At 43.8% G+C, this 23,434-nt stretch carries 21 protein-coding genes; 9 read left to right on the top strand and 12 right to left on the bottom strand.

All coding sequences use genetic code 11. From position 1 onward, the window contains the following. Positions 1–97: 97 nt before the first annotated feature. A complete protein-coding gene (locus DUL71_RS18765; protein WP_114939537.1) occupies positions 98–1,336 on the bottom strand; it encodes a cystathionine gamma-synthase family protein in 1,239 nt (412 codons plus the stop codon). 185 nt (positions 1,337–1,521) lie between these two features. Here DUL71_RS18765 and dtd point away from each other — a divergent pair, with 185 nt between their 5' ends. The 3 genes from dtd to DUL71_RS18750 all read left to right on the top strand — a co-directional run bounded on the left by dtd (position 1,522) and on the right by DUL71_RS18750 (position 5,324). Continuing rightward, on the top strand, positions 1,522–1,980 hold the full coding sequence (gene dtd, locus DUL71_RS18760; RefSeq protein ID WP_114939536.1) for a D-aminoacyl-tRNA deacylase: 459 nt from the start codon (positions 1,522–1,524) through the stop codon (positions 1,978–1,980). A gap of 263 nt (positions 1,981–2,243) precedes the next feature. Continuing rightward, a complete protein-coding gene (locus DUL71_RS18755; protein WP_114939535.1) occupies positions 2,244–3,572 on the top strand; it encodes an APC family permease in 1,329 nt (442 codons plus the stop codon). 105 nt (positions 3,573–3,677) lie between these two features. Continuing rightward, positions 3,678–5,324 (top strand): M28 family metallopeptidase, encoded by a 1,647-nt coding sequence (locus DUL71_RS18750; RefSeq protein WP_114939534.1) that lies wholly within the window; start codon positions 3,678–3,680, stop codon positions 5,322–5,324. A gap of 155 nt (positions 5,325–5,479) precedes the next feature. Here DUL71_RS18750 and DUL71_RS18745 read toward each other — a convergent pair whose 3' ends face one another. The 3 genes from DUL71_RS18745 to DUL71_RS18735 all read right to left on the bottom strand — a co-directional run bounded on the left by DUL71_RS18745 (position 5,480) and on the right by DUL71_RS18735 (position 7,124). Next, positions 5,480–5,842 (bottom strand): TM2 domain-containing protein, encoded by a 363-nt coding sequence (locus tag DUL71_RS18745; protein WP_091210286.1) that lies wholly within the window; start codon positions 5,840–5,842, stop codon positions 5,480–5,482. Positions 5,843–6,412: 570 nt separating this feature from the next. Further along, on the bottom strand, positions 6,413–6,652 hold the full coding sequence (locus DUL71_RS18740; protein WP_244228794.1) for a DUF2752 domain-containing protein: 240 nt from the start codon (positions 6,650–6,652) through the stop codon (positions 6,413–6,415). A 61-nt stretch (positions 6,653–6,713) separates the two neighbouring features. Continuing rightward, positions 6,714–7,124 (bottom strand): DUF4199 domain-containing protein, encoded by a 411-nt coding sequence (locus DUL71_RS18735; protein WP_112568296.1) that lies wholly within the window; start codon positions 7,122–7,124, stop codon positions 6,714–6,716. A 156-nt stretch (positions 7,125–7,280) separates the two neighbouring features. On the opposite strand from DUL71_RS18735, the gene mfd reads away from it, so the two are divergent. Further along, complete coding sequence (gene mfd, locus DUL71_RS18730; protein WP_114939533.1) at positions 7,281–10,628, top strand: transcription-repair coupling factor; 3,348 nt, start codon at positions 7,281–7,283, stop codon at positions 10,626–10,628. Positions 10,629–10,790: 162 nt separating this feature from the next. On the opposite strand, the gene DUL71_RS18725 is transcribed toward mfd, so the two are convergent. The 3 genes from DUL71_RS18725 to hpt form a co-directional block, all read right to left on the bottom strand. Further along, entirely contained in the window at positions 10,791–11,846 is a 1,056-nt protein-coding gene (locus DUL71_RS18725; RefSeq protein WP_114939532.1) for a toxin-antitoxin system YwqK family antitoxin, read from the bottom strand. Between the two features lie 99 nt (positions 11,847–11,945). Beyond that, positions 11,946–12,413 (bottom strand): hypothetical protein, encoded by a 468-nt coding sequence (locus DUL71_RS18720; protein ID WP_154402430.1) that lies wholly within the window; start codon positions 12,411–12,413, stop codon positions 11,946–11,948. Between the two features lie 128 nt (positions 12,414–12,541). Next, a complete protein-coding gene (gene hpt / locus DUL71_RS18715; RefSeq protein ID WP_114939530.1) occupies positions 12,542–13,081 on the bottom strand; it encodes a hypoxanthine phosphoribosyltransferase in 540 nt (179 codons plus the stop codon). A 147-nt stretch (positions 13,082–13,228) separates the two neighbouring features. Between hpt and DUL71_RS18710 the strand changes: the two genes are divergently transcribed. The 3 genes from DUL71_RS18710 to DUL71_RS18700 all read left to right on the top strand — a co-directional run bounded on the left by DUL71_RS18710 (position 13,229) and on the right by DUL71_RS18700 (position 16,103). Further along, the gene (locus tag DUL71_RS18710) at positions 13,229–14,458 is read left to right on the top strand and encodes a M16 family metallopeptidase (protein ID WP_208645609.1); all 1,230 of its coding nucleotides are present in this window, start codon (positions 13,229–13,231) and stop codon (positions 14,456–14,458) included. A gap of 17 nt (positions 14,459–14,475) precedes the next feature. Then, positions 14,476–15,048 carry a peptide deformylase gene (gene def / locus DUL71_RS18705; protein WP_091176101.1) on the top strand — a complete coding sequence of 191 codons (573 nt, stop codon included), beginning with the start codon at positions 14,476–14,478 and terminating at the stop codon, positions 15,046–15,048. A 170-nt stretch (positions 15,049–15,218) separates the two neighbouring features. After that, positions 15,219–16,103: a sugar phosphate isomerase/epimerase family protein gene (locus tag DUL71_RS18700; protein ID WP_114939528.1), complete on the top strand. Its 885-nt coding sequence runs from the start codon at positions 15,219–15,221 to the stop codon at positions 16,101–16,103. A 286-nt stretch (positions 16,104–16,389) separates the two neighbouring features. Here DUL71_RS18700 and DUL71_RS18695 read toward each other — a convergent pair whose 3' ends face one another. From DUL71_RS18695 to DUL71_RS18680, 4 genes are read right to left on the bottom strand one after another with little or no spacing between them, the layout of a single operon-like run. Beyond that, positions 16,390–17,739 (bottom strand): MFS transporter, encoded by a 1,350-nt coding sequence (locus tag DUL71_RS18695; RefSeq protein ID WP_114939527.1) that lies wholly within the window; start codon positions 17,737–17,739, stop codon positions 16,390–16,392. A gap of 53 nt (positions 17,740–17,792) precedes the next feature. Beyond that, complete coding sequence (locus DUL71_RS18690) at positions 17,793–18,602, bottom strand: molybdopterin-dependent oxidoreductase (RefSeq protein WP_167443308.1); 810 nt, start codon at positions 18,600–18,602, stop codon at positions 17,793–17,795. Next, positions 18,577–19,284: a cytochrome b/b6 domain-containing protein gene (locus tag DUL71_RS18685; RefSeq protein WP_167443307.1), complete on the bottom strand. Its 708-nt coding sequence runs from the start codon at positions 19,282–19,284 to the stop codon at positions 18,577–18,579. Before DUL71_RS18685 ends, DUL71_RS18690 begins: the two co-directional genes overlap by 26 nt. A 39-nt stretch (positions 19,285–19,323) precedes the next feature. Further along, positions 19,324–20,181: a DUF1223 domain-containing protein gene (locus tag DUL71_RS18680; protein WP_244228793.1), complete on the bottom strand. Its 858-nt coding sequence runs from the start codon at positions 20,179–20,181 to the stop codon at positions 19,324–19,326. 212 nt (positions 20,182–20,393) lie between these two features. On the opposite strand from DUL71_RS18680, the gene DUL71_RS18675 reads away from it, so the two are divergent. Together DUL71_RS18675 and DUL71_RS18670 are read left to right on the top strand one after the other, a co-directional pair. Continuing rightward, positions 20,394–20,969, top strand: a complete 576-nt coding sequence (locus DUL71_RS18675; RefSeq protein ID WP_114939525.1) for a sigma-70 family RNA polymerase sigma factor — start codon at positions 20,394–20,396, stop codon at positions 20,967–20,969. Position 20,970: 1 nt separating this feature from the next. Next, the gene (locus tag DUL71_RS18670; RefSeq protein WP_114939524.1) at positions 20,971–21,246 is read left to right on the top strand and encodes a hypothetical protein; all 276 of its coding nucleotides are present in this window, start codon (positions 20,971–20,973) and stop codon (positions 21,244–21,246) included. A gap of 366 nt (positions 21,247–21,612) precedes the next feature. Here the strand turns inward: DUL71_RS18670 and DUL71_RS18665 are convergent, their stop codons facing one another. After that, positions 21,613–23,367 (bottom strand): M61 family metallopeptidase, encoded by a 1,755-nt coding sequence (locus tag DUL71_RS18665; RefSeq protein WP_114939767.1) that lies wholly within the window; start codon positions 23,365–23,367, stop codon positions 21,613–21,615. Positions 23,368–23,434: the final 67 nt, after the last annotated feature.

Raw genomic sequence — 23,434 nt, 5'->3', positions numbered from 1 at the left:
ATCGGTTAATGAAAATTATTTTGCATGCTGATAAGATAGTTTTGCCAAATAATCATTCAATAAAAAAGGCCTTGTGAATAACACAAGGCCTTAGTATTTATTCGCCTAAAGCGGTTTTGAAATCTTCAAGTAAATCTTCAAGGTCTTCAATACCTACCGACAGACGGATCATGCTTTCGGGGATGCCCATTTCGGCGCGCCGTTCAGCACCAAGCTCAAAGAAAATGGTTTGCGCAACCGGGATGGCCAGTGTGCGGGTATCGCCAAGGTTGCTTGATTTTACAACCAGTTTCAGTTTATTCAAAAATGCAAGGCAATCGATACTTTCATCCAACTCGATGCTCATCAAACCGCCATAACGGGCGAACAGTTCACCTGCCAACGCATGCTGCGGGTGCGACTTGATACCTGGATAAAACACTTTTTTAACCATAGGGTGATTGTCAAAATATTTAGCCAGTGCCAAAGCATTGCTGCAGGCACGGTCAAGGCGTAGAGCTAATGTTTCGGCACCTACAGAAATGCTGTGCGCGGCCTCCGGCGATAAAGTACCACCGCCGTCACGTAAGCCTTTCTTGCGGATTTGGGTCATGCCCAGATTTTCTGGCTTAACAGTCGCTTTAAAGCCGGGGAAAATGTTTGGATAATTTGCCCAGTCAAATAAGCCGGTGTTGGTTACCGCGCCACCAAGAGCATTGCCGTGACCGCCAATGTATTTGGTAAGCGAGTTAATTACCAAACTGGCTTTAACGATTATCGGGTTAAACAAATATGGCGAGGTCATGGTGTTATCAACCACGTACATAATGCCTTTTTCTTCGCATAGGTCGCCAATGTTTTTAAGATCGGCAATTTGAGTGGCCGGGTTGGCAATGGTTTCGACAAACACCATGCGGGTATTTTCTTTTACTGCCGCACGTACATGATCAACATTGGTTGCATCAACAAAATCAATGCTGATACCCATATCAATAAAGGTTTGGAAAATACTGCGGCTGTTACCAAACAGGAATGAGCTGGCTACAATATGATCGGTACCTTTAATAAGTGCCATTACCGTTGCCGAAATAGCCGCCATACCGGTTGAGAAAGCGATACTTGATACACTTTTTTCCATTTGGGATACCTTTTGCTCTAAAGCGGTAACGGTAGGGTTACCCTGGCGCGAATAAGCGTAGCCGCTTTTTTTGTTCTGGAAAATATCAACCAAATCCTGCACATCCTCGTGTCCGTAGGTTACCGAGGTATGGATAGGTTTATGCAATGAACCGTGTTCGGGTTTGCCCAAACGGTCGGCATGTAATATGGTGGTAGTGAAGCCTCTTTTGGTACTCATTTTTTTATCCTATTAATTAGATATACATAATAGCGGTTGCGAACTTAATTAATTACGCCCTAATTAAACGAATGATGGGCTACGAAAATTCATTAACCGGCGGAATTGACACTAATGTTATTAAAATAGTACCCGGAAATTTGCGAAAATCGTTTTATTAGTAAAAAATTAATGTTCGATAATATATGAGAGCTGTTCTGCAACGCGTTACCCGGGCAAGCTGTACTGTTGATGGAAAGATTACCGGTGAAATAGCCGCCGGCTTTTTGGTTTTACTGGGTATTGAAGATGCCGATACTGTCGAGGACCTGCAGTGGCTGGCTAATAAGATAGTAGGTATGCGTGTTTTTAGTGATGAGAACGGCCTTATGAACAAAGCCCTTGCCGATATTAATGGCGATATCCTACTGATCTCCCAATTCACGCTTTTTGCCCAAACCAAAAAGGGCAATCGCCCGTCGTTTTTAAGGGCTGCTAAGCCTGATAAGGCTATCCCGATGTATGAACAGATGATCCAGGCACTTGAAACACTAACCGGCAAAAAAGTAGCGACCGGTATTTTTGGTGCGGATATGAAAATCAACTTGCTGAATGATGGCCCGGTGACAATTATCATGGATACCAGGGATAAGGATAATCATTAGAAAGCTTTTGAAAACGAAATACTCATTGCCGTTGGTTTTAACCAACGGTTTGAGAAAGTTAAAAGTCCAGGCTTTAGCTTAACTATACAAGCGGAGTTGGGCTGAAGCCCTCTTGTTGCTAATCATTATTCCGTTGGTTAAAACCAACGGCAATGAAATTTTTATGTCGGTAAACGCGGCATCGATTTAAACGACCGTTTAGAATAGCGGAGAGCCCAACAAAAAATTAAAATATTAATGTATAAGTTATATTTTTATAGCTTATGCCCTCTGCAGCCTCATTAAAAAAAATACGTCCCATACAGCTTGTCGCTGTTATTTTCTTTACTGTATCTGGCGGCCCTTATGGCCTCGAGCCGCTGTTAAGCTATGCCGGCGATCATGGGGCATTGATCATTCTGCTGATAACCCCGTTGATGTGGGACGTTCCTGCCATATTTACGGTGCTTGAACTGAATAGCATGATGCCGATAACCGGAGGTTATTATAAATGGGTGAAATATGCATTGGGGACGCATTGGGGTTTTATTGAAGGCTGGTGGACCTGGCTTTATACTTTTGTAGATCTCGCCATTTACCCGGTGCTGTTTGTGCAGTATGCCGGTTTCTTTTTTCCGGAGCTCTTGAATTTTCAGATCCCGGTTTGTTTAGTGATCATCTGGGCATCGGCAGGCTTAAACATTTTGGGCATTATGCCTGTAGGTAGGGTTTCGGTATTTTTAAGTGCTGCTGTACTCGCTCCAATTATATTGCTGATAGCCTTAGGTATATACCATCATAGCGGGGCAATGCACATTCCCGCAACTTCATTAAAAGGGCTCAGTTTTCCATCATTTGGGATGGCGCTGTACACCGTGATGTGGAACTGCCTGGGTTGGGACAACGTAACTACCTATGCCGAGGAGGTTGAGAAACCGGTACGCTCTTACCTGGTTTCTATTTTTACCGCTTTTGCCCTGGTAATGGTGGTGTACTTTTTTGCCATTTGGGTAGCCCAGCAATCGGGTATTAATCATGATACCTTAACCGATAGCGGGTTCCCGGCGTTGGGCGTACTTATTGGCGGGCACTGGCTGGGGATAGTGGTGGCAGCGGGTGGCATGGCCAGTACCCTGGGTATTTACACTGCGGTATTGTTGTCGGTATCGCGTGTACCGCAGGTAATGTCCGAAGATAATTTATTGCCCAAAGGGCTCAACAGGCTTCACCCTCGCTTTAAAACACCGTTTATTTCCATCATTATCTGCTCTATAGTGGTAAGCTTTATGGTGCTGTGGACCTTCGCCGACCTGCTCATTATTGATGTAACGGTTTATGGTGCCGGACTGTCGTTAGAATATATCGCCCTTATAAAACTCCGCATTAAAGAGCCGTTAAAGGAAAGGCCTTTCCGCATCCCGCTTAGTGTTACCGGGCTTTGCCTGGTTTTGCTGTTGCCATTTATTGTTTACAGTGTTGCGCTTGGCGGTGCATTAAGTTCGACACCAAAGGCGCTTTCGGCTGCTGTTTTTGCATTGGTGGCTTTATCAAGCGCGGAAGTGGCCTGGCAAGTGATAAAGCTTAGCAGGCCCGAGTTGAAGCTGAAAAAATAATTCTGAACGAATATTTCGTGCTTAAAACTTCATCGCACATATGGCAATTGGAGAATTGCCGGGGATTTGCGTAAATTCGGTTCTTTCGCAAAATTTCTCATCAATATGAAAATCAAACACAGATACCTAATGCTCTTAGGCGGTCTCGCTATTTTTGCAGGCTGCCAGAATAACAAAAACGTACCCGCCGAAAAGGCCGTTACCCCCGCCGAAATCAAAAAGTATATCTCGGCATTGGCTAATGACTCGATGATGGGCCGCAAGCCTTTCACCCCCGGCGAAGACAAGGCCATCAAATACATCTCCGAGCAGTTTAAGGCAGCCGGACTTGAGCCAGGTAACAATGGCAGTTATTTCCAGGACGTACCCATGGTGCAGATCACCAGCACGCCATCGCCTGTAATGGAGATTACTGGTGGTAAAAGCCCGCTCAGCCTTAAAGCTACTACTGATTTCGTGACGTTCAGTCGCCGTGAGGTTGATTCGGTAACGCTTAAAAACTCGCCGCTTGTTTTTGCGGGATATGGCGTTGTTGCGCCGGAATATCACTGGAATGATTATGCCGGCCTTGATGTTAAAGGCAAAACCGTTGTGGTGTTGGTGAACGACCCCGGATTTAAAAATGGTGATCCTACATTTTTCAAAGGCGATACCATGACCTATTACGGCCGCTGGACTTATAAGTATGAAGAAGCTGCCCGCCAGGGAGCAGCGGGAGTGCTCATCATTCACCAAAAAGAACCGGCAAGTTATGGCTGGGAAGTAGTGGCTAACAGTAATACCGGCGCCAAACTTTACCTGCAGCAAAAAGATAAGCATATGAACCGTTGCAAGGTTGAAGGCTGGATCACCGAAGATATGGGTAAAAAGCTATTGGCTGAGGCCGGCATCACAGGCGATTTTCGTGCGCTGGCCCGCAAAAAAGATTTTAAGGCTATCCCGCTAAAACAGTCTGTTAACCTCACCATTACCAACCAGTTGAAGTACTCTACATCGCACAATGTTATAGGTACGCTCAAAGGCAGTTCCAAACCGGATGAATATATCTTGTACACAGCCCATTGGGACCACCTTGGGGTAGGTAAGCCCGATGCCAAAGGCGACAGTATTTATAATGGCGCTGTTGACAATGCCGATGGCGTTGCAGCTATCATAAGCGTAGCAAAAGCTTTCAGCAAGGCAAAAGAAAAACCAAAACGCTCTATTGTGTTTTTAGCAGTTACAGCCGAAGAGCAGGGTTTACTGGGCTCAGAATATTATGCCACTCACCCGATTTTCCCGGTTAACAAAACCGTTGCCGACCTGAATATGGACGCCTTGGGTGATTATGGCGAAACCAAGGATATCGCCGTAACCGGTAAAGGTCAGAACGAACTGGAAGACTATGTTGATGAGATTGTTAAAGCGCAAGGCCTGAGCACGGTTGGCGACAGGCATCCTGGTTCTGGTAGTTATTACCGATCAGATCATTTCAACTTTGCCAAAGTGGGGATTCCGGCGCTTGATATTAACAATGGAAGTATCAGTGTAATACATGATGGCAGTTACGGCGAAGCCAAACAAAAAGATTATGGCGATAACCGCTATCACCAACAAGCAGATAATTATTCTGATACAATGGATGCTACAGGGATGGCCCAGATAGCAAATATCCTGTATGAGGTTGGCACCAGGCTAAGCAACGAAACAACTTTCCCCGGTTGGAAAAATGGTTCGGAGTTTAAAGCGATAAGGGAAAAATCGATGAAATAGAAGCCCCTCTAAATCTCCCCTAAAGGGAGACTTTAAGAATAATCCTTTTTAAGCCCTCTCCTTTGGAGAGGGTTGGGAAAGGTAAAAAAAATCCACCCCGTAACAGAAGGTGGATTTTTTATTGATATATAGTGAAACTATACCCTTAAAGGGATTTAGTTGCTCATTTTAGCGATGTTGAAGCTTTCATAGGCCATTTGCCTGTTGTAATCGTTGGCGATGGTTTTATAGTTGATCAGGTCGACAATGGTACCGATGAAACAGAAACCGGCGGTGAAAAAGTAAAGGATCCCCATACCAATCTGATCGGTCATGAAGCGTTGTACGCCGGATACACCAAGGAAACCGGCAAGCGTAGCAAACATGATATCTTGTGGGTTGCGCCTTTTGCTGGCATAAAATGACATAAAAGTGCGGGCCTGGTCTTCTGTTAATGAGGCGGTAGCCTGTTGCAGAAATGTATATTCTTCAGGAGTGATACCGTCGAATGACATATATGGATTTTGATAAGCGTTCATCTCAGTAAGTTTTAAAGTTTGCGATTGTTTTATGATATAAAGGTACAGCGCACCATATAAAACGCCTATAGGAGATAGGTTAGCGGAGATAAGTAGTCGGTGAAATGACGGGTTTTGACGGTGAAAAGTATCGGACAGTTTTAGATACTATGTCAAAGCGTCATTGCGAGTAATCATCAGGCGGGCCTGAAAAAAACGTGATGAGGTATAGCGTATATTTTAGCGATGGTGTGCGGCGGCCGCGTTAGTGATAGGAGCGGATACCGGCCTTGTGGCTAATGCCAGTGTAGTATGAGCGTATAGCACGGGCCGCAGGCAACGCCCATATTTACAAAAATTGAATCAAAAAAACATTATTAATAATCAGTAACTTAGAATAAGGTCATTGCGAGGAACGAAGCAATCCCCTGCTTACAGAGTAGCTATGCAAGAGCCCGCTGTGTGGTTCGCGATTGCTTCGTACCTTATAATGACGAGATGGAAATGAGCATACCGTTAAATAATGGACAGGAATGTTGACGTTACAATATTTAAGCCTGCGGCCGGTATTGTCGCCCCCGCCATATAAAATCAAGTCAAGCTCTTAAACTGACTTCTCTCCATCAATCTCGCCTTTGTAAGTACATAAATGCGGTTGAAGATCACGGCCACGGCGGGGATGCCAAGCCAGTGTGCACGGAACGAGTTGCTGATATCGCCGTGAAAAAGATAAATAATACTATGCCCCAGGCCACAGCCAGGGCACCAGCCAATGCCCATCAGCTTGAGCGGACACAGCGTAAAGTGCGACGCCTCCGTTGGCGAACTCATAGCCAACGAAAGCATCGCCGCTGTCCAGAACAATAGTTCGAAATATTTTGAAAAATAACGCTTAATCAAGTTTATTTGCTTTGTTGGCGAACAATAACGATACCGCGAAGGCGAGCAGTACCCCAACTATCAACGCACCAAAAATCCGTTCAGAAAAATCCTTTATGTTATCGCCCGATGATGATACATAGCTGATATAAAGGATAGAACCAAAAACGGCTATGATACCGCCTACTATTAATATTTTAAAGCTTTGAAAAAGGGCCTCTAAAAACCCCATCTGGCCGTTACAGTCGTTTTTTCGATAGCTCATGATACCGAAGAAAAGCCCGATGGCCGGTATTATAAATGAAAAGTATTCGGCCGGGGATACCACATCTTTTTGCGGCATAACGCCTAAACGCGGCATGGCAAAAATCCAGATAATACTTAGTATTCCAATAATGCCCCCTGATAAAACTGCATTCTTCATAATTATAAATTTATATAGGTTTATAAGTGCGTCTATGCTTGTTTACACGCATAAATTTATCATTAAAAAGTAAATAAGTCCGCATATTGTTTTCATTAATTTTTACCATAACGCTTTTTAATTTGGTTTTTCTTTTTTGCTTATCTTTGCGCCGATTTGAATATCCGTGATATATTAGACAGATACAAGGCTGATGACCGGATCAAAGCGTTAGCTACTGCGCTTAACGCGTCAAAAAATCCGAGAGTACAGTTACGTGGTTTGGTGGGATCAAGTGATTCGGCCATGGCGGTAGCATTGTATTTTTTGCAGCACAAGCACATGGTGTTTGTACTGCCCGACCGCGAAGAAGCGGGTTATTTCCAGGCCGACCTGGAAAACCTTACCGGCAAAGAAGCTTTATTATTTCCTTCATCGTACCGTAAGCCATTTGAATTTACCCAGCCAGATAGCAGCAATGTGCTCGCCCGTGCCGAGGTTTTGAATGAGCTTAATCACAGTACTGAGTACGGTCAGTTGATTGTTACTTATCCCGAGGCCCTGGCCGAGAAGGTTATAGATCGTTCCTCGCTCGAAAAAAACACACTTGAAATTGCTGTTGAAAATAAACTCAGCATCGATTTTATCAATGAATTTTTGATTGAGTACGATTTTGAGCGGGTTGATTTTGTGTATGAGCCGGGACAATTCTCCATTCGCGGCGGTATCGTTGATATTTTCTCGTTTTCGCATATGCTTCCGTACCGGGTGGAGTTTTTTGGCGATTACATCGAATCCATCCGTACGTTTGAGATCGAAAGCCAGCTATCGGCCGAGCGGGTTAAAAGCATTACCATTGTACCTAACGTTCAATCCAAGTTTTTGACAGAGAATAATATTTCCCTGCTGGAATATGTGGAGCCGGGTACACAGGTATGGATAAAAGATGTTCAGTTTACGCTGGATATTATCCAAACCGGGTACAAAAAAGCGGTAAACCTTTGGAAAGCGCTGTCGGCAGATGAAAAAGCGCAAAACCCTGACTGGATTGACCCTAAGTTTGGCTTTACCGACGAAAAACTGATTGCCGATCAGTTACACGATTTCCCGGTGGTGGAGTTTGGCAAGCAATTCTTTTACCATGATGCTACCGTTGTCAATTTTGATATGCGTCCGCAGCCATCGTTCAATAAAGATTTTACGCTGCTTATCCATAACTTTAAAAATAACGAAGCCGAAAAGATTGAGAATTTTATCCTGACCGATTCGGCTAAACAGATTGAACGTTTATACGCCATTTTGGATGATCTGGATAAAACCGTAAAATTTACGCCTATTAGTATTTCGGTACGCGAAGGTTTTATCGACCAGGAGCAAAAACTGGCCTGTTACACAGATCACCAGATTTTTGATCGTTACTACAAATACAAAACGCGCAAAGGCTACCAGCGTTCGCAGGCCATCACCCTTAAAGAACTTCGTGACCTTAAGCCCGGCGATTATGTTACCCATATTGACCATGGTATAGGCAAATACGCCGGCCTGGAAAAAGTAGATGTAAACGGTAAACAACAGGAAATGATCAGGCTTATTTATGCCGATAATGACCTGCTGTATGTGAACATCAACTCGCTTAACCGTATCTCTAAATTCAGCGGTAAAGAGGGCTCAGTTCCCAAAATGAATAAGCTGGGGACTGATACCTGGGAACGTCTTAAGAAAACAACAAAAAAAAAAGTTAAGGACATAGCCCGTGACCTGATCAAGCTTTACGCCCTCCGTAAAGCCCAGCACGGTAATGCCTTTTCGCCCGATAGTTATCTGCAAACCGAATTGGAGGCATCGTTCCTGTATGAGGATACGCCCGACCAGGAAAAGGCCACTGCCGATTTTAAAAAAGACATGGAGTCGCCACACCCTATGGATCGCCTCATTTGTGGCGACGTAGGCTTTGGCAAAACCGAAGTAGCTGTCCGCGCGGCTTTTAAAGCCGTTGCCGATAGCAAGCAGGTGGCCATATTGGTGCCGACAACTATCCTTGCGGCACAGCATTATAAAACGTTTACCGACAGGCTCAAGGGTTTCCCTGCCAACATTGATTACGTAAACCGCTTTAAATCGACAAGGCAGATCAAGGATACCTTAGAGAAACTAAAGGAGGGCAAGGTTGACATCATCATAGGTACCCATCGTTTGGTAAGCAAGGATGTGAAGTTTAAAGACCTTGGCCTCATGATCATTGACGAAGAGCAGAAGTTTGGCGTATCAACCAAAGAAAAGCTGAAACAGATGCGCGCCAATGTGGACACGCTTACGTTAACTGCAACGCCTATACCGCGTACGCTTCATTTTTCGTTAATGGGCGCACGCGACCTTTCTATCATATCAACGCCGCCGCCAAACCGCCAGCCGGTAGTTACCGAGTTGCATGTATTTAATGATAAGCTCATTAAGGAGGCTGTTGAATTTGAAATAGACCGCGGCGGGCAAATCTTCTTTATTCATAACCGCGTGGCCGATTTGCCGCAATTGGGAGGTATGATCCGCAAGCTGGTTCCTAAGGCCCGTATAGGCATAGCGCATGGGCAATTGGAAGGTGACGATCTGGAAGACGTGATGTTGAAGTTTGTGAACCACGAGTATGATGTATTGGTGGCCACAACAATTATTGAGGCCGGGTTGGATATTCCTAATGCCAATACCATCATCATCAACTACGCCCATATGTTTGGTTTGAGCGATTTGCACCAGATGCGTGGCCGCGTAGGCAGGAGCAATAAAAAAGCATATTGTTATCTGTTAAGTCCGCCGTTATCAACGCTCACCAGCGAGGCCCGTAAACGTCTTAGCGCTATTGAAGAGTTCAGCGACCTGGGCAGTGGTTTCAACGTAGCAATGCGAGATTTGGATATCCGCGGAAGCGGTAACCTGCTTGGCGCCGAGCAAAGCGGTTTCATTGCGGAAATAGGCTTTGAAATGTACCACAAGATTTTGGACGAGGCTATTCAGGAACTGAAGGATGATGAGTTTAAAGATGTGTTCCCGGAAGATAAACCTCGGCCATACATTTCTTTCACGCAGATAGATACCGACCTGGAGATCCTGATCCCTGATGAATATGTGACTAATCTCTCTGAACGATATAACCTGTATACCGAGCTTTCTAAACTGGAAAACGAAGTTGAGCTAAACGCTTTCAGGCAAAAGTTGCACGATCGATTTGGCCCTGTGCCGCCTCAGGTTGACAGTTTGCTAAATACCATGCGTTTGCAATGGTTGGGTAAAGCAATTGGATTTGAAAAGATCTCGCTCAAGAAAAACGTGTTGAGAGGGTATTTTATCACCAACCAGCAGTCAAGCTATTTTGAAACAGAAGCTTTCCGTAATGTGCTCGATTTTGTAAAAAATAACCCAAGGCGTACTAATTTAAAAGAGGTAAAAAACACGCTTCGGTTAGGGATTGAGGGAATTGATAGCGTTGACGAGGCGGTGAGGATGTTGAGCGAAGTAGCTGGGATAGCATAATTATCTTCCCATTGGTGTGTCCCCGCGGTATCACTGCTTTCATAAAACAAATTGTCGTGTTACACGGCAATTCGTGGAAGGATACCGGCTATTCATCTAAAGATATTAAAACACGATTAGTTGATGTAAAAACACATCAACTAATTGCGATTATCTTCATAATTAGTTATCTGTACGGATAAATATATGGTTCGTTGTATCATTATATGATGAGTAACCTTGTTCTAAGGCAGTAAAAACGCTATCAGCTACCGGTACACCAACGTATTTTGCAGGTTCCCACTCTGTATCCGATAATATTGCTGCAATTTCTTGTTTTGCAAATGCGGTAAGATCATTTGCATATATTTTTACACTCGATACTTTGCCATTCTTTTCGACCGTAAACTGGGCAAATACATTCTTTAGCGATAGCTTTTGACGCGTTGAATCATTGAGGTGATGAACCTTTCGATTTATTAAATTTATAAAAGCTTGCGTTCCCCCCTTGAAATAAGCATCTGAAACTTCATCTTTAAACGGGTGTGCGCCGCCTTTTTCGTCAAATCCAATTCCGCTGATAAACTCTCCGTTGTGATAGTTATAAACATATTTTATGGTGTCGCCCGTGTAAATAGTACCGCGCCAGCTACCTTCTGGTAAACCATTTAAAACCTGACCTTCAAAAGTTACAGTTTTGAAGTCATTCTCGTTATAAATAACCCAATAGCCCTTGCCATCGGTACAAATTTGTTTGCCATCGGGAGCGTAACAATCGGCAAAAAGACTTCTGTCTGATCTTCCATTTTTGTTCAGTCTGTTTGTAATACGGGAATACAGTTTGCCATTAGGGTAATATTGAAATTCATCCCCATTCTTGTATCCATTATCGTAATGAGTTACACGGTTCCGCTTTCCATCAGGATAAAAACTTAAACAATCGCCTGCCAATGAAATTTTAAAGGCCTCCAGGTTATTCGGATTGTTGGTATATGCTTTACTGGCGAGTTTTACTTGGCCATTGGGATAATATTCTCTGATATTTAGTTTTTGATCTCCTGAATCAGCGGGTAAAATAACCCTGATGAAATCAGCACTATCGGCCGTAATAACGGTTTTGGCTGTTTTTTGGCTTATGCTTGTATATCTGAAGTAATATATCGTGGTGTCTTTGATTTGGCCCTTTGCCGGTTTTATTGCAAAAAAAAGTATGACAAGAAATAATAGGTTCTTCAACATGTACCAAATGTAGAAAACTATAAATCAAAACCATACCGTATAAATAATAAAAGGGATGCAGTTTATACCTGCATCCCTCTTTGATAATATGTTTAAAAATTAATAAACCGCGGTACTGTAAGTTAGCGTTTGTCCTGCTTCCAGGAACAAGAGCGGCGCATGTGTTTTGTCAGCATCGTTGATAACGCCATCGCCGTTGGTGTCCTTAAACTTTACCGAGCCTATTGTTGCTGCCGGAGTTTGCTTTGGACTTGCGTCGATATCCGATTGTGTTTTGAAAATACCTATCGGAATAAGGCCGCCGTAATAGCTTTTGCGGGTGCCGTTTTCAGCAACAATGTAATAGCCGCCAATATAGGCAACCGGTGCAGATATTTTTCCTGAAGCATCTGCAGTAAGTGTATAGGCAGGGGCTTCGCCGGTGTTGGGTTTATTTACGTCGTCGTACAGTTTTACGGTAGCACCAGCCGATGCCGCTCCGGTTAAGCCATCGGTTACAGTAATAGCAACGTTTGAGGTTGTTGACGTTTCTTTATCACATGAAGAGAACAAGAACGATGCTGCCATGCAGCCTGATAAAAGTAAAGATGTATATTTCATAAACCCTAAAACGGCATAGGTTGGTCTTTGTTTTAATCGGGTGTTAAAAAAATTGCGCGCAACTTCCTATAAACCAATCAAAACGCCGGATTGCTTTAGCCTACTTTTTTGTAAATATCGGCAAGGTTCCTGCCCATTTCTTTATAGTCGAGCCCGTAACCTACTACAAATTCGTTTTCAATTTCAAAGCCCACATACTTAAGTTCTTCTATCTTTTTTTGGAGGGCAGCTGGTTTTAGTAACAGCGAACACATCTTTAATGAAGCGGGTTCCCTTTCTTTCAATTTTTCAATCAAATAATGAGCGGTATTGCCGGTATCAACAATGTCTTCAATAATAAGCACATCGCGGCCTTTTATATCAACGGTTAAATCAATATCCTCTCTTATTTTTAAAGTACTGGTGGTACCTCCATAATAGGAAGCCAGCTTGGTAAAATTGATCTCGCAGGGAATAGACACTTTTTTAATTAGATCGGCGATAAAAAGGAAGCTGCCGTTAAGTACGCCTACTAAAACAGGAACAGTGTCTTTAAAATCTTCACTTATTTGTGCACCAATAGCTTTTACCCGTTCTTCGATCTGTTGGGCGGTAATCATTGGTTCAAATTCAAGGTCGGCAATTTGTTTTTTCATTGGGGTCAGTCTTTTTGTTTTTCAATGTGTTAAACATTGCTATTTAACGGTAGATGTAGTTGGATTTAAGCGCCTAAAATACCATAAATCACTTACAATAGCGTGAAAAATAATTATGACTTATAAGCGTATCTTTGCAGCCGAATGATTGACTATCAACTTTATACTTTGCCCAATGGCATTCGTATACTTTACAAACACTGGCCATCGGCAATTACACATTGCTGTTTTATTGTAAATGCAGGTTCAAGAGATGAGCTTCCGGGACAGGAGGGGCTTGCGCACTTTATTGAACACCTGCTGTTTAAAGAAACCGAAAGGCGCAACACTAACCAGATCCTAAACAGGCTTGAGCTTGTTGGTGCCGACCTGAACGCCTATACCACTAAGGAATATACTTGCATCCATGCGTCGTTGCTTAACCAGCACCTCGATCGCACGATGGATCTTTTTGAGGATATTTTATTCCATTCTACCTTTCCGGATGATGAGCAGGAAAAGGAGCGGGGTGTTATTTTAGATGAAATAGCGTCTTATCTCGACCAGCCGGAAGAAGCTATCCAGGATGATTTTGAGGAGCTTTTGTTTAAGGGCCATCCGATGGGGCAAAATATTTTGGGTACCCCCGAAACCGTTGGCCGGCTTAACGGCGATGATATCCGCAAGTTTATAGCGGCCAATTACAACACCACCGAAATGATCTTTGCCGTGCATGGCAATTATGATTTCAAAAAACTGGTGGCCATGTCCGAAAAATATTTCGGGCACGTACCTTTCAATCAGCTTCAGAAAAACAGGATACAGCCTGTATTGAGCCCGGCCGGCATCCACCTCGTTAACAAACCTATTTCGCAAACGCATTGCATTATAGGCACGCAGGCTTATTCAACGGCGCATGAGCATAAATGGGGTTTATTGTTGCTTAACAACCTGCTTGGTGGCGTTGGCATGAGCAGTCGCCTAAACCTGGAGATCAGGGAAAAGCACGGAATTGCCTATACTGTCGAATCAAACTATACTCCGCTAACCGATACCGGGATCTTCTCGATATATTTTGGTACCGATGCCGAAAAGGCGGCCAAGGCCTCAAAACTGGTTCATAAGGAGTTGAAAAAGCTGAGGGAGCAAAAGCTGGGAACATTACAGTTGCACCAGGCCCGGCAAAAATTTATAGGGCAGATAGCCCTGGCAGAAGAAAACCGCATGAGCCTTATTATAGCCATGGCCAAAAGCATGGTTGATTTTAACCGCATTGATACGCTGGAAGAGATCTTTGCTAAAATTAACCAGGTGAGTGCCGAACAACTATTGGAGATCAGCAATGAAATTTTTGATAATAACCGCTTGATAACTTTGCTATTTGAGCCTAAGCAATAATCCTTTATTTTTGCACGATGAAGTATCCTATCATTGCCTACGGTGATCCTGTTTTAAGAAAGAAAGCGACAGCCATTGAGCCCGACGAGTATCCGCATATAAAAGAATTGGTTGAGAATATGTTTGAAACCATGTATGCTGCCCGTGGCGTTGGTTTGGCTGCTCCCCAGGTAGGCATGTCTATGCGTTTGTTTGTGGTTGATGCTACCCCATTTGACGATGATGAACCGGAATTGAAGGATTTCAAGAAGGCATTCATTAATGCTACTATTTTGGAAGAAACAGGTGAGGAGTGGGGCTTTAACGAGGGTTGCCTGAGCATTCCGGATATCCGCGAGGATGTATATCGCAAACCGGTTGTACGCATGTCATACTATGATGCCGACTGGAAACACCACGAAGAGACATTTAAAGGCATGGCAGCACGCGTTATTCAGCATGAGTACGACCATATTGAAGGTAAGTTGTTTACCGATAAGCTAAGCCCTTTGCGCAAGCGCCTTATCGAGAAAAAGCTTAACGATATTTCAAAAGGCATGGTTGATGTGGATTATAAAATGAAATTTCCGAACATTAAAAAAGGAAGATAATTTTTAAAAACACTGAATTATGGGTCGCTTTAGCGGCCTTTTTTGTTTAGCTCAATCCTATTTGTATTATTTTTATTGGATATGGCATTAAACCAATCAATGTTGTTTGTGTCTTTGAATTGGCATTTTTAATGTGTTATATTTACACAACCAATCAAAAAACATAACCAATGACTACCAGACGCTCTTTCCTTAAAACCTCGGCGCTACTTTCAGCAGGCTTGCTGGCAGCTCCTAATTTGTTTGCTTATGATAAAAAATACATCGGCTTACAATTATATACTGTACGCGATGCTATGGCTGCCGATCCGGTTGCCGCGTTAGCAAAAGTTGCCAAAACGGGCTTCACATCTGTTGAAGGTGCAACCTATACCGGTACCGAATTATTTTATGGCATGCGTCCAACTGATTTTGCCAATGTTTTAAAACAAAACGGCCTGATTATGCCAAGCGCGCACTATCGCTTAGGCGAAGAGCTGGTTAATGGCGAACACCAGAAAGGCACCATCATGAACGACTGGAAAAAGGCCGTTGACGATGCTGCAGAAGCAGGTGTAAAATATATGGTTTGCGCTTACCTGTCGCAATCTGAGCGTGGCAATCTTGATCATTATAAAAACGTTGCCAACATGCTTGATATAGCCGGCGAAACCTGTAAAGGTGCGGGCATCCAGCTTTGCTATCATAACCACGATTTTGAATTTATCCAGGAAAACGGCAAATATCCTTACGAGATTTTGCTGGATAGCACCGATAAAAATCTTGTAAAAATGGAGATGGACCTTTACTGGGTAACCAAAGCCAACCAGGATCCTATCGCCTTAATCAATAAGCATCCGGGCCGTTTCCCATTATGGCATGTTAAGGATATGGATAAAACCCCTGAAAAGAAATTTACTGAGGTAGGTAATGGTACTATCGACTTTAAAAAGATCTTTACCCAGGCCAAAAAATCAGGTCTTCAGTATTTCTTTGTAGAGCAGGATGTTTGCCCAGGCGATCCTTTTGACAGCATTAGCCAAAGCATCAGCTACATTAAAAAGAATTTGGTGTAATATTGCTTTTACACACAGATATAGGGGCCTGCAATTAAAACAAATTGCAGGCTTTTTTATTTCATCAATATTAACATTGATATCATCATTTAAGGCAAGCAGGAAAAATGAGCCCCACCGTAATCAAATATCTTATAGCAGTTTTACTGGCTTCCTTTCTTTTTGCCTGTGCGGCCGAAGCACAAAGCGGAAGGCAACCAAGCTCCGTGACAAAAGAAACTGGCAGATAGTTGATTAGGGAAATCGCCGTCTGGATGACTATGTAGGGTTTATTTTACAAGCTCGGTTAATCTCTGGCATTGTCGCATTCCCGGAACCTGCTGAAGAACACAATTGCCAGTAAGCATAACACGCAGCCACAAATACCATTTAAACGCAGGCCGTAATCATTACCCGGATCTTTACCGTATACCGTCAGGAAAGCAAACAGCGCTATGCCCAAAGTTTGGCCGAGTTTTACAAATAGGTATTTTACCGCGAAGAACATGCCCTCCCGGTTTTCGCCGGTTTGTTTGGCGTCTGTTTGGGCTATTTCGGCAAGAATGGCGTTGGGAAGTATGCCTAAGGAAGCCAGTGGAAAAGAAGCGCTGAGTACTAACGCATAGATCTGCAGCTTAGGTGCAATAGGAAATTTTCCGAGGAAAAATATGGCTATAAAAACGAGGCTCAATAAACCAAACGAAAATATCACAATTGGTTTTTTGCCTATTTTTTTGCTGAGATAGTTTACCAGCGGGTAAAACACCAGCGATACCAAAACCATGGAGCCCATCAATTCGCCACCCAACGACTCGGGTAGCCCCAGCAACGATTTTAAAAAGAATAACAGTCCGCTTGATATGATGCTGAGCGCCATATAGAACGAGAAGTCGGAGATGAGATAATATTTAAAATTGCGGTTGCCGAAAGTTTTTTGAATTGCAGGCAACAAGGGCAGGTGCGATGGCTGACTGTTTGAATATCGTTTTTCATCAATGGCAAACACAGGCACAAGCATTACCAGCCCGGCAAAAATCGCAAGACCCCAAATGGTGTATTGTACGGCGGTATCGCGATTGGTAATGTGGGTGAAGCTTTGCAGCCAATCGGCAAAGTTGTTCACCATGGCCGACAGGATAATGCCAATCACAAAACCAACCTGTTGCAAGGATGATAATTCAACCCGTTCGGCACCTGTGCGTGTAAGCTCGGGGAGCAGTGCATTATAGGGTATAATGTAGGCCGTAGCACCCATGAAAAAGCAGATAAGGGTAAAAACGAGCCAGTAAGCGTTATGGATGCTTTCGCCTTTTACCAGCGGGCAAAAAGTAAGGGAGCAAAAAACAACAGCCGGAATAATGGCCCACTTCATATAGGGGATCCGCCGGCCTTTGCGGTTTTCGCTTTTGTCACTTAGCGAAGCAATAAAAGGATCAAAAAAGGCGTCAACCAAACGCCCCGAAGCAGTTATGGCCGACATGATATTAAACACCCCGAAAAGCAGCAGCTGGGGAACTAAGGGGGTAAGCCGGGCATTACTTGGCGGCAGATAAAAGTAGGGCAGCATCACAATAATAATATTGGTCATGATGCTCCAGCCTATCATTCCGCAGGCATAGGCAAGCTGTTTGGAAAGTGGTGGTTTATCCGCTGGCATCTAATGCAATATGCAAATATTACATCAGATATCTCAAAGGTTTAACGGGATCTTTACAACCCTGCGTAATAATCATATCCCTGTTCGGCCCAGTAATCAGGGGGGCGGGTATTGCTAAAGTTGATACTCCCAATCCGCTTCAGGTTTTTGATGCCATATTTAACCGGAATAATGAGCCGTAACGGCGCGCCATGTTTAGGCGGCAGCGGTTTTTCATTTACCTCATAGGCCAGTAAGGTTTGCGGGTGCATAGCGCTCGGCATATCAACCCCCACATAATATTCCTTGTCTGGCGTCTCCATGCCTACGTATTCAAATTGGGTTTCGGCATCAAGTTTAAAATGGGTTATAAAATCGCTGAATTTTACGCCGCCCCAGTGCGAGATCTGGTCCCAGCCCTCAACACATTTAAAATCATAAATGATCTCGGTTTTGGGTAGTTTCCTTATTTCGTCGATACCAATATTCAGCACCTCGCCGCTATTTTTTTTGACTGATAATTTCCAGGCATCTACATCAATTAATCCTTCCGAGCCTATATCGCTGTTATGGCGCACCACTTTGGCGGCCATTTCTTTTGGATATGTTTTTACAAGGTTGTTATTGCTGTATAACTGGCGTACTACTTTTTCGTTGGTATTAAGTACTGCACGCAATGGGCCGTGGGCACCCGCGGTTACCCCGCCTTTTTCTTCGGGCGAAGTGTACAGCCAACGCCAGCCGCCGTATGCCGCGCTACCCAAAGCCAGGAAACTGCCAAAGGCGATAAAATTGCGGCGACTTATCTTCTGCTCAACAGTCAGCTCCTTTTTGGGGGATTTATTTTTGCTGAAAACCTTACTCAGCTTTTTCGTTAGTTTCATCGTTTTGAATTTGGATAGCGGGTTGTGGTTTTTCGTCAATCACCTCAAAGCCCGAAATAACAGATCTGAAATTGTTCCAGCCGGCAAGGATTACCTGTACAACGTGTACCAGGAAAAACAGCACATAACCAATGGTGAGTACAAAATGCCATATGCGCGCCAGGTGGTAGCCGCCGCAGAGCCAGGCCAGGTAGTTAAATTGTACCGGTTTATAAATAGCCAGCCCGGTAATCAGCGAGCCAAAGCCCATTACAATGATGGCTGTATAGGCAATACGCTGGGCGGCGTTGTATTTGTTCTGGGGCGGCGCCATCTTGCGGATATGCAGGTCATGCAAAACAACTTGCCAGGCTTCTTTAAATGAATGTTTATTGGGCACCAGTTCCCGCCACTGACCGGATATAATGGTGTATGCTACGTACAGAAACCCGTTCAGCGCGAAAAACCACATAAACAAAAAGTGAAAAGCCATCCCCTCGGCCAATCGTTTTGGGATGTGCAGGGCGTCATAAAACCCCTGTGGAAAAAATCGGATGAAAGTAACTCCAAAGAGCGTGAACGTATAAGTGTCGTTAGCCCAGTAAATAAGCAGCCCGCTCCAGATCATAATAGTTAGGATGGGGAAGTTTACCCAATGCGTCCAGCGCATTAGCAGTGGGTGTTTTTCTTTGATCACTTTCATTTAAATGGCCGTTTTAGTTTTTGCACAAACAGTGTTTAACTATTGTATGTTTTTAGCGTCCCTTTGGCTGCCGCTATCTGCGGATACCTTAAATGAAGCCTTTGCCGCGCTTAAGATATTTCCGTTACCGGTATTTTGTACAAAGCCTATTATCTCCCAGCCCTGGGCATCAAAACCGGCGGGTAAGGCTATGGTTGCGCTGCCTCCGGTGCTGTTTAAAGGGAGAGTTTGCAGGTTGCGCACAATTTGGGTGTGTGCCAGCGTACGGCCGCCGTTTTCGCCACGCTCAACTTTTACAACAGCTTGTTTTTGAACCAATGCAAGGGATATTACATTATGCGAGTTTTCAGTTTCTCCTTCAATTTTATACTGTACCGAAGCTGTATTGTTGGCATTGCGTGTAGCTTTAAGATTCAATCTTGCACTACTATTGCCTTGTAGCCCGGCTTTGATGGCGTTGCGTAAAGCCCCTTCCTGCGAACCTACAAATTCTGTTTTGCCATTAACTACAATCTGCGGGGTGTATACCTGCGACAGGTTTAACCAATTGGCATATTCATTTTGGCGTTTTGAATAATCAGCACTGCTGAAAATATCTTTCCAGCCAAGGCGGTTCCAGTAATCAACGTGATAGGCTAAAATATAGATAGGCTTGTCACCGATTTCTTTCTGAACTTTGGCTACCAGGTTATCAGCCGATGGGCAGCTCGAGCATCCTTCGGAGGTGAACAGTTCTACCAAAGCAAAGCCTTTATCTTCAGCTTCCGGCGTTTTACCATTTCCTTTGGCTGTATTTCTGCAGTTAGTAAAAGCGGCTAAAACAGCAATTGCACCAATCAAAAGCGGTAGGAGCGCAATTATTTTGATCTTTCCCATATTGTTTAGATTAAATGACATACGTTTTTACTGCTTTGTCGGGTTTGCGGGAATAACCTTACAATAAATTTTTTCTTTTTTGGCTGACATAAATATCGGCATAATAAGCTCATTATTCATGCGGGATGGCAGTAAATGGGATGGCTTAGTTTAAAATAAACTAAATGAGTTTATTTTTGTAAGGATTAGTGCCCCCGCCCGACTAATCCGGTATTGTATTAGCTAAGCATTCAATGATATCCGAAAATAATGTATTGGCCCCGCACAAATGGGTTGCCACCTATGCCGATTACCTGTATATGTACGCCATTGTGCGTATTAATGATGAGGATCTGGCTAAAGACCTGGTGCAGGAAACTTTTTTGGCAGCGCTTGAAAGGGTTGACAGGTTTGAGGGCAGAAGCACCGAACGAACGTGGCTTACTGCAATCCTTAAAAATAAAATTATTGATGTATACCGAAAAAAATCCTCCGGCCTTGCTGTAGCTGCCGCAAATAAAGCCACACAGGAGCAGGATGAGTTTTTTGACGAAGGGAATGGTCATTGGAAATCTGAATATGCCCCGCAACCCATTGCCGGGATGGATGAACAGGACCCATTATTGCAAAAGGAGCTGAACAAGATTTTACAATTATGCCTGCAAAAACTCCCGGCACTGTGGAACGCGGTTTTTACCATGAAGCATGTTGATGATGCCGCAACCGAGCATATCTGCACCGAACTGCATGTTACCCAGGCCAATTTCTGGGTAATTATTCATCGGGCAAAAGTTAACCTGAGGGCTTGCCTCCAAAAAAACTGGAATTAAAATGAGTTATCTTAAAAAAATCATATACAACTGCAAACAAGCTACTTTCCTTATCGAAAAAAAGCAGCTTAAACGGCTTAGTTTTCGCGAGGAAATAGAGCTGCGCATTCACCTTGCCGGTTGTGGCATGTGTGTGTTATACAACAAGCAAAGCCATATTATTAATACCATGGTACAACAACTTTTTCATGACTCGTTAAGGAGTGAATTGAAATTAGATGAAAATTTTAAAGCAGAGCTGCAAGCAAAGATTGAGGAGGGGTTGGGTAATAATTAGATCTTATTACGAAGATACCTTTGGCGCAAGTGTTGTGTGGTTGCCGGTGGGTATTGCTCACTTGTGCCTGGCCAAGAGCACAAGCCTCCCATTGCACATTCCCGGGCTCAAGACTTGCACTATAAGCAATTTTATATACCCCTTCATTATAGCTACGTTAAAGGGTGTCATGCTGAGCTGGTCGAAGTATGGCGGGTAGGCCTCTGCGCGCGTCCTTCGACAGGCTCAGGATGACAGTCCCACTACACCTAACTTTATTTCACATACACAGATCCTAATTTTCTCTTACCTCAGGAGCAACAAGTGTTCAAACTAAAAAAGGGCCAGCTTTTTAGCCGACCCTTTCTTCGTTCAATAGAGAATCTCTTATATACTCAACCACTTTTTCCTTACAACCAGTTGCTGCTCGGTTGGGCTGTCAATTGTAGCAATGTTGTATTTAACGCGGTTGCTTTTGAGCAGGGTAACCGGTAGGATAATAGCTTGGCCATCGCGGGTTACTGTAACCTGGATCTTATCTCCGGGGTTTTTATCTTTGATCATGTTTGCTGCATCGGTAACAGGTGTGCCGTCAATAGCCGTGATTTCGTCGTTAACGTTAATGCCGTCTATATAGGCTGCGGTGCCACGTTGTACTCCGGTAACAATAATTTTTTTGGCCGCGTTTGCCGCTGTAGTAACACCCAGGGCGGCATCGTTTTTACCAGCCAGTTCATCAACTACTTTATAACCGGCATAGCCTAAGTATTTGTTATAGTCTACAGGGGTTAGGCCATTGATGTATTTAGCATAAAAATCGTCCAGTTTTTTACCGGCAAATTTTTCAAAAGCGGCTTTAAACTCAGCATCGGTATAACCACGTTTTTTTGTTTTGTAAAACTGGGTGTACATGTATTTCATCGCATCATCTAACGAGTATTTGCCTTTGCTGTCGTTAATGATCTCCAGATCGAGCATCATACCAATGATGGCCCCTTTGTTGTAGTATGATATGGTGCTGTTGTTTGAGTTTTCGTTAGGGCGATAAGCTTTGATCCAGGCATCGAAGCTTGATTCGGCAACGGTTTGTACGTCCTTACCCGGCAGGTTTTCGAGGATGTTGAACTCGCCTTCCAGGGTGTCAAAATAATTTTCGACAGGGAATAATTGCGTACGGCGAACGATGATGCCTTGGTAGTATTCGGTAAAGCCTTCGGCTATCCACAGGTTGGTAGTATAGTTTTCGTTATCATAATCAAACGGGCCTAATACGATAGGGCGTAAGCGTTTTACATTCCATAAATGAAAATGCTCATGGGCAACCAGGCCTAAAAAGCTTTGATAGCCTTTATCGTTGGCATAATTATCGCGCGAAGCGCCTAAAACGGTCGAGCTCAGGTGCTCCAAACCACCACCGTTGCGCTGGCGGTTATGTACTATAAATACATAGTGTTTGTTCGGGTTTTCGCCAAATACAGCGGTTTCCTGGTCAACAATTTTGTGGATATCGACTTTTAGTTTTTCCCTGTCGTAGTTGCCACCGCCATACATGCAAATTTCATAATGAACGCCCGACGCGTCAAAGCCAAAAACATCCTGGTTACCCACTTCAATAGGCGAATCAAACAGGATATCGAAGTTGGGTGATAAACGGGTAAAGGGATCATTGTTTACCATATCTAAGCTGGTCGAAACCTTATCCCAGTTTTTATAAGGCTTAATATGGATGGTAGCCGGCGAATGCAGCATGTTTGCCGGGTAAATAAAGATACCAGTAGTTGAAAGGAATGCGTGTGACGCATCAATAAAGCTGGTGCGTACCGAAAGTTCAAAAGCATAAACGCGGTATTTTACCGTTACCGATGAAATTCCTTTTGTAACAATTTGCCAGGTGTTCTTATTGATTTTGGGTGCTGCAACAAGCTTGCCGCTGGTTTCGGCACTTAATGATTCGATGTTTTTCGCGAACTCGCGGACAAGGTACGAGCCGGGCGTCCATACCGGCATTTTCAGTTCAAGTGTGTTTTGCTGAAGCCCGGTAATGTGCATTTCAATATCGGCATAATGGGCCTGGGCTTCTGGAAACGAAACATTGTAGGTAATCTGAGCGTTGGCGGCTGCCTCGCTGATGGTAGTACTCATAATAAAAAGCGTTAGAAAAAATAACGTGCGTAGGTTGGTCAGTTTCATGCACGCAATTTATAAAAAT

It is taken from the genome of Mucilaginibacter endophyticus (assembly GCF_003351025.1).
GTDB classification, from domain to species: domain Bacteria; phylum Bacteroidota; class Bacteroidia; order Sphingobacteriales; family Sphingobacteriaceae; genus Mucilaginibacter; species Mucilaginibacter endophyticus.
Note: the sequence above shows the minus strand (reverse complement) of the source record. Positions and strands in the feature narration are given on the sequence as shown.